This is a genomic window from Eubacterium sp. CAG:156, assembly GCF_000434315.1.
GTDB classification, from domain to species: Bacteria; Bacillota; Clostridia; order Lachnospirales; family Lachnospiraceae; genus Eubacterium_U; species Eubacterium_U album.
Map to the genome: position 1 here is coordinate 21279 of NZ_FR878165.1, position 5290 is coordinate 26568.

Sequence of the window (5290 nt, forward strand, 5' to 3'; positions counted from 1 at the left end):
CAGGAGTTCAGACTCCGGCTGCAACAAATACGACATTTAGTAAAGCAGTGTTAATGATGGACGTAAGTAATGCTACAGGCAGTGGAAATGTAGGTATTGATATTGCGGGGGACGAAGTGTCGGAGAAAATCAATGAGATTTTGTATAGTGTATACCGTGAGGCTCACAGAAATGACGATGATACAAAAGGTGAGGATGGAAGAACGGCATATAGGGCAGCATGGGATGCTCATTCACAAAAGCTAGGATTGCTTGAAAGCTATGATGAAAAAGAAGATACATATAAGTACACCGACAGATTTACAATTAATGCTAAAGTTTCAACAGAAATAGTAACTACAACTCAGTTTTCAGTTGAATTGGCAGGAAATATTGCAAACGGAAAAGAGATGAAACTCACAAAAATTGAATATAATAATGGAAATGTAAAAATTGATTTAGATTCATTTGTTAAATTCATGTCAGAATATTGTGGCATGACAACAAGCAAAGTGTGTGAAGCACTCGAAATTCCGGCGTTAAAATCAATTGAATTAGATTATGTTGCAGAAATTAATAATATGTTAAAGGATAAATGTGGAAAATATTATCCTATTATCGGAGTGGAAGTTGTTGAACAGAAAGACATTGATAATAAATTATTTGAACAGGATGAATTAGGAAAAGTAATTGACTTAAAATATGGAGAGGAAGCAAAAGAAGCTAACTTTGCATTAACAGGTGAACAGGTTGTTAATACAGTAATGAATCTTGCAAAATTAGTGCTGAACACAGCAGATTCTGCATTTGCTAAATTTGAAACAACAAATGGAACGAAGACAACTTTTAAAGTTACAGATGAGCAGGCATCAGAATTTGTATTGGCTATTGCAGATGCCTTATCTTCAAATTCAAAAACTATAGTTGATTTGGTATTCGGTCAGTTAAAAGTTCTTCCGGGATTTGATGAAATATTAACAATGCCTGTAGAAGCAGAGAAATATATTTCAGACAATATGATTGAAAGCCTCAATAAATTTGCACAAGATATTAAAGATATAGCTACAACAGTTACAAAAACTGATGAAGATAATAACGAAATTAAATATAATCCTTTACAGGAAAAGTTAAAAGAAGAAGGAATTAAATTTGATGTAACGGTTAATTCTGATTTGACAGGTGAAAAAGGTTATAGAGATTATAAGGTTGATGGAAATTTTAATTATTCATGCCCGGCTGAAACTGATGGAGAAAGTGTAGAGGTGAAACCGGATACAGTTATAGCTGTTAAATTTGATTTTAACCTTAAAGAAAATGGTCAGCCGCCAGTTGAAAATCCAGCAAATAACGACGGAAAAAATAATGTGACTAATAACAATGCAAACAATACAACAAACAATGATTTGCAAAACACACTTATTATTGTAAAAGGTAAAAAGTATAAAGCTACATCAGCTGCAAATTCAAAGAATCCTACAGTAACATTTTTAGGAAATATAAATAAAAAGGCGAAGAATGTAAAAGTTCCTGCATCAATTACTTATAACAATGTTAACTATAAAGTTACAGCGATTGCACCAAACGCATTTAAAAACAACAAGAACATAAGAAGTGTTGTAGTTGGAAAAAATGTAAGAGTTATCGGAAAGAATTCTTTCAAAGGATGCAAAAATCTTAAAACTTTAGTTATTAAAGGTAAGAAATTGAAAGAAATTAAGAAAGGTGCATTTAAGAATGCTAATTCGAAAATTGTTATTAAATGCGCTAAAGGACAGGGAAAGAAATATAGAAAATTAGTAAGAGAAAGCCGTTAGGTAAATATAAATAATTAGTATAAAAGGCGTTGTACGAATTTAAATAATAGCTCCAGTCATGTTGGTAATAAAATATTTCCGACATGGTTGGAGCTTTTTGATTTGCACCAAATGCTAAAATTGTTATATATTAACATGGTTGGAACTTTTTTGTTAACTGACTTAATTAAGTTTACCCAAATGCTAAAATTGTTATTTACTAATATGGCTGAAAATTTTTAAATTTGCACCAAATGCTAAACTTTGTTTTTTATTAATATGACCGAAATTTCTTCTCTTATTTGATCTAAACAATATGAGAAGAATGTTTTAAATTATATGACTTATTAAGAAAAAAATCTCCCTTATAAATTGATAAAAAAATAACAATGTATCCAACTAAAAATAAAAACGTTTCAATTTAAAGAGGATTGAAATGTTTTATAATTTGAAATGCCGATAAATAAAGGAAAGTAGCAAAAAAATCAATTAAAAGTCTATAATAAATAAAAACATTTTTATATTGCCGGAATATAGCAATTATAAATTCAGTATGTTATAGTTAAAAACAACAATAGTATGTGATTTCGGGAGGAATTGTAATGAGCACAAATATGTTTGGAGTGCCGGTAGAGGGATTTTCTCAGAAGAGTAAAGAGGCTGCCGCAGAAGGTATTGTATTGTTAAAGAACGAAGGCGGAATGTTACCACTTACACAGGAAGACAAAATTTCAGTATTCGGTCGACCACAGATTGAATATTATAGAAGTGGTACAGGTTCAGGTGGTGCAGTTAATGTTGAATATGCTACTAACATCTTAGACGGATTTGAAAACAGCAATCTTAACATTGATGAAACATTAGTTGAAAAGTATAAGGAATGGTTAAAAGACCACCCATTTGATAATGGTGGTGGCGGATGGGCATGTGAACCATGGTTCCAGAAGGATATGCCTATCGATGAAGCATTTGCTAAGGAACAGGCAGCAAAGACTGACAAGGCGTTATACATTATAGGTAGAACTGCCGGAGAAGATAAGGATAACGCAATTTGGCAGGGAAGTTATATTTTAACAGACGAAGAAAAAGAAAATCTTAGAAATATAACAAAAGCATTTGATAATGTATGTATCGTTTTAAATGTGTCAAATATTATTGATTTGAGCTGGATTAATGACGAAGAATATAACGGAAGCATTAAGTCAGTAATTATTGTATGGCAAGGAGGTATGGAAGGTGGAACAGCAGTAGTTGATGTACTTTCAGGTGCTGAAACACCAAGTGGTAAGCTTGCAGATACAATAGCATACAGTATTGAGGATTATCCATCAACAAAGAATTTTGGTAATGAATTTAAGAATCTTTATGAAGAAGATATTTATATCGGATACAGATATTTTGAAACATTTGCACCGGACAAAGTTCAGTTTGAATTTGGTTATGGATTATCTTATACAACATTTGATATTGAAACACAGACTGTAAAAGAAAAGACAGATTCAATCGAATTGAATGTTAAGGTTACAAATACAGGTGACAAATTTGCAGGAAAAGAAGTTGTTCAGGTATATTATGAAGCACCTCAGGGTGAACTTGGAAAACCTGCAAGAGAACTTATTGCATTTGCAAAGACAAAGAAACTTGCACCGGGCGAAAGTCAGGAATTGACATTAGAATTTAAGATTTCAGATATGGCTTCTTACGATGATTCAGGTGTTACAGGACACAAATCATGCTATGTTTTAGAAGCAGGCGAATATAATATTTATGTTGGTAACAGCGTTAAGAATCTTACAAAGATTAATACATACAATGAAGAAGAACTTGTTGTAGTTGAAGAACTTCAGGAAGCAATGGCTCCTACAGAGGCTATAAATATTATGAAGCCTGGTAAGAAAAATGCTGACGGAACTTATGAAGTTACATATGTACCTGTTTCAACTCAGACAGTTGACATGGCTAAAAGAATTTCAGACAATCTTCCAATGGACATGCCAATAACAGGAGATATGGGAATTACACTTCAGGATGTTCGTGACGGTAAAGCAACATTAGAAAAATTTGTTGCGCAGTTGTCTATTGAAGAAATGGCTATAATCGTTCGTGGTGAAGGAATGAGTAATCCACGAGTAACAAGAGGAACAGCATCAGCATTTGGTGGAATGAGTGATAGCTTATTTAACTACGGCATTCCAGCAGCATGTTGTGCAGATGGTCCTAGTGGTCTTCGTATGGAAGGAAAAGCAACACAGCTTCCAATTGGAACAGCTTTAAGTGCAACATGGAATACAGAACTTGTTAGAGAATTATATACAATGGAAGGTCAGGAATTATACAGAAATCAGGTTGATACTTTACTTGGACCTGGTGTAAATATTCGTCGTAATCCATTAAACGGAAGAAATTTTGAATATTATTCAGAAGATCCTTTCCTTTCAGGAAAAATGTCAGTTGCTTCAACAGGCGGAATTAAAGATGGTGGCGCCTGGGGAACAATTAAGCATTTTGCATTAAATGGTCAGGAATCACACAGATTTAAGATTGATGCTGTATGTTCAGAAAGAGCAATCAGAGAAATCTATTTGAAGAGCTTTGAAATGGCTGTAAAGGAAAAAACAGTAATGTCCATTATGACATCATATAATCCAATCAACGGACATTGGGCAGCTTCAAATTATGACTTATGTACAACTATTCTTAGAAAAGAATGGGGATATAAAGGTTTTGTAATGACTGACTGGTGGGCAAAAATGAACGACGTTGTAACTGGAGGAGAAGAGTCAAATCAGGATACAAGAGACATGGTTCGCGCACAGAATGATGCTTACATGGTAGTAAACAACAATGGAGCAGAAATTAATTCAAATGGTGACAATACAGAGGCAGCAATAATCGAAGGAAGACTTACAGTTGGAGAACTTCAGAGAGCTTCAATGAACATCTTAAGATTTATACTTGCAGCACCTGTTATCGAAAGAGAGTTAATAGATACAAACGTAGCTGAATACTTCGAATCAGCAACAGATGCAAAATATGAAGTTCAGAAACTTGCAAATGATGCTAAGATTAAATTTGAAGGAACAGATAATGCTACAGTTGAAATTGATGAAGATGCTGAATACACAATAATTGTACATATTTCATCACCACTTCCAAATCTATCACAGTGCACAGTAAATGTTCATGCAAATGACAAGGTTATGGTTGTTATTCAGACAAGTGGTACAGATGGAAACTGGATTACACAGAAACTTTGCAAAGTAAAATTAGACAAAGGCTTCTACAACTTAGAACTTGAACATGTAATGGCCGGAATGAATGTAGGCTATATTGAGTTCAAGAAGATTCCTAAGAAGAAAGCTAGATAATAACTTGGAATAATTGAATTTAATCGAACTAGAAATAAATTCGGCAAGTTAGAATAATTGAATTTAATCAAGTTAGAAATGAATTTACAATAGTTTGAATTTAATAAAAAAATGGGATGTAAAAATTCCTTAATTAGCAGAGGTGCATTG

The 5290-nt window shown here is 33.2% G+C and carries 2 protein-coding genes; both read left to right on the plus strand.

What is annotated here, in order from left to right:
• A partial coding sequence (locus ABMA45_RS07110; protein WP_348030028.1) for a leucine-rich repeat protein occupies positions 1 to 1793 on the plus strand: 1793 nt, incomplete at its 5' end.
• A 581-nt stretch (positions 1794 to 2374) separates the two neighbouring features.
• On the plus strand, positions 2375 to 5140 hold the full coding sequence (locus tag ABMA45_RS07115; RefSeq protein ID WP_022089195.1) for a glycoside hydrolase family 3 C-terminal domain-containing protein: 2766 nt from the start codon (positions 2375 to 2377) through the stop codon (positions 5138 to 5140).
• The last annotated feature ends 150 nt before the right edge of the window (positions 5141 to 5290 follow it).